1 protein-coding gene and 2 pseudogenes are annotated in these 2,171 nt (G+C 73.8%); all 3 read right to left on the bottom strand.

Translation table 11 applies throughout. From position 1 onward, the window contains the following. Positions 1 to 518 (bottom strand): annotated as a pseudogene (locus tag KS423_RS43970) (hypothetical protein); the annotation flags it as partial. After that, on the bottom strand, positions 470 to 853 hold the full coding sequence (locus KS423_RS48685; protein ID WP_374120169.1) for a Ku protein: 384 nt from the start codon (positions 851 to 853) through the stop codon (positions 470 to 472). The pseudogene KS423_RS43970 and the gene KS423_RS48685, both read right to left, overlap by 49 nt. A gap of 983 nt (positions 854 to 1,836) precedes the next feature. Then, a pseudogene (locus tag KS423_RS43965) lies at positions 1,837 to 2,171 on the bottom strand (IS30 family transposase); the annotation flags it as partial.

The following is a 2,171-nucleotide window of genomic DNA, read 5'->3' as shown; positions in this document are numbered from 1 at the left end:
GCGGGCCCGCCCACCTCGGCGCCGCTGGCGGGCAGCTGCGGGGCGGGGACCAGGTCGAGCGGGCCGCAGGCCTCGCCGCGGGCGCGGGCGCCGGTGACGAAGGCAGCGTGGATCCGCCCGACGTCGAGCAGGTGCCCGCGCCCGTGCCGCACCGCGGGCTTCTGCTCGTCCGGCACGGGGACGCCCGGGCACACGGCCTCCGCGAAGGTGGCGGTGTCGGCGAAGCGAGCTGCCGTGAGGTGCTTTCGCGCGGCCGTCCGGGCAGTGCGCTGTCCGGTCCGATGCTGCTCCCGCTTGGGCGGCCCAGGGTGCCGTCGTCGAACAATCAGCGGCCCGTCGAAGTCGACCGCAGCCAGCGGCCCCAACCACCGGCGCCCCACCCGCTCGCCCAGCCGCCGGCAGAACGCCCCGTCCGCCGGCAGCGCCCGAGGCCGCCCGGCCCCGCTGTCCCGCCAGACCAACTCGGCCATCACCGGATCCAGCAACGCCCGCGCGACCTCCACCACTTCCGGGAACACCGCCGCATCCCGCGCCACCGCCCGCCACCGCCAGAAATCCCCGCTCGCGTCCCCACCCGCCAGGGCGTGCAGCCGCGCGGGCCAGCGCGAGCTCCTTCTCCTGCAACTCGACCCCGGCCGGGGCGATCCCCTCGGGGGAGCGGATCTCGTCGGGCCACAGCAAGGTGTGGAGCACCAGTGTCCTCGCGTACCCGTAGCACCGCGAGGGTCTCGCGGGTGCGCAGCATGGTGCGTACGACGGCGACCTCGTCGGCGTCGAGCAGCGCTTGGCGCAGCAGGGCGTACGGGCGATGCCGGTTCCTCGCCGGCTCGCGCGCGGTGTTTGCGACATACAAGGCTTCTCATCACCTCGCTACCTCGAAGTGATCGGATCGGGGTATCTACTGTGGTTTGTCATGATTTACCGCCAGGTGCCCTGCCGCACTTCTGCGTTGTCGCGTGAGGGTGCGGGGCGCCTTGCTGTGAGGAGAGGTGAACCTGCGGATGAGTGCTCGTACGCGTGGACAGGGCGATCTGCCGTGGTGTCGGGTCAGCCGTCAGTGGCCCGTGGCCGTGTTCAACAGGGCCCTGGTCGGTGGGATGACCCCGGTTGGTGCCGTCGGTGCGTCCGACCTGGTTGGCTCGGGTGGACTGCGTGGGGAGCGCGGTGTGGGGGTGGTGTCGGTGGGGGGCGCACTGCTGTCCGGTATGGCGCTGCTGGCGACTGCGGCTCCACCGGTGGCCGCCGCGCCGGTGGAGGCCGTGCCAGTGCGGGCGCAGCGGGCTGATCCGTCGCAGACCTTCACCTTCACCGGCGCTTCGCAGACCTTGACGGTTCCGGCGGCGGCGGTGGTGACGATCACCGCGGACGGCGCGGGGGGCGCCGACAACACCGGTACCCCCTGTTCCGTCACGGGGACCGGTGGGACGGGTGCGCGGGTGGTGACCACCCTGCCGCAGACCACCGCACCGACGACCTTCACCGTCAACGTCGGCGGTACCGGCGGCAAGGGCTGCAACGGCACCGGCACGGCGGGTGCCGGCGGGTTCAACGGCGGCGCCCCGGGCGGGAGTTTTCCGCTCAGCGGCCTCCATTTCGAAGGTCCGGGCGGGGGCGGGGCCTCCAGCGTCAGCACGGGCGGCTCCCTGCTGGTGGTCGCCGGGGGCGGCGGTGCCTCCGGCGGCACCGGAGCGGGCTCCACGGGAGGCAACGGAGGCAACGGCGGGACAACGCCGGATGCCACCGGCGGTACCGCGGGAACCGCCACCGGCCCCGGGGCTTCGCCGGGGCAGGGCGGGGGCGGAGGCAGCACCTCCACCAGCACCGGGGGTGCCGGCGGGAGATACGCATGGTCTCGTCCTCGGGGAAGTCGAGCGGGAGGCGTCGGGCGATCTGCTCCGGGCTCCACGCCGTCGCCCAGCGTCGGTCCTGGCGCCGGGGCTTGTTCCGCCCCTTCCAGCTCGTCTGCGGACCGGGCACCGGCATGCCGTCCGGGCCGGTGACCTTGCCGGACAGCCGATCCTGCACATACTGCCGCAACTCGTCGTGCTCGACGAGCTTGCACGGTTTGGGACGGCGGGCCTGCCGGTCGCAGTGCCACTGCGCGACCGAGGCCCGATAGTCCAGGCGCCCGCCCCGGGTGGCCGCGTTGCGCCGCAACTCACGCGAGACCG

Origin of the sequence: Streptomyces sp. LS1784 (assembly GCF_020103755.1) — a bacterium.
GTDB lineage: Bacteria > Actinomycetota > Actinomycetes > Streptomycetales > Streptomycetaceae > Kitasatospora.
This window is presented reverse-complemented; position numbering and strand designations above follow the sequence as displayed.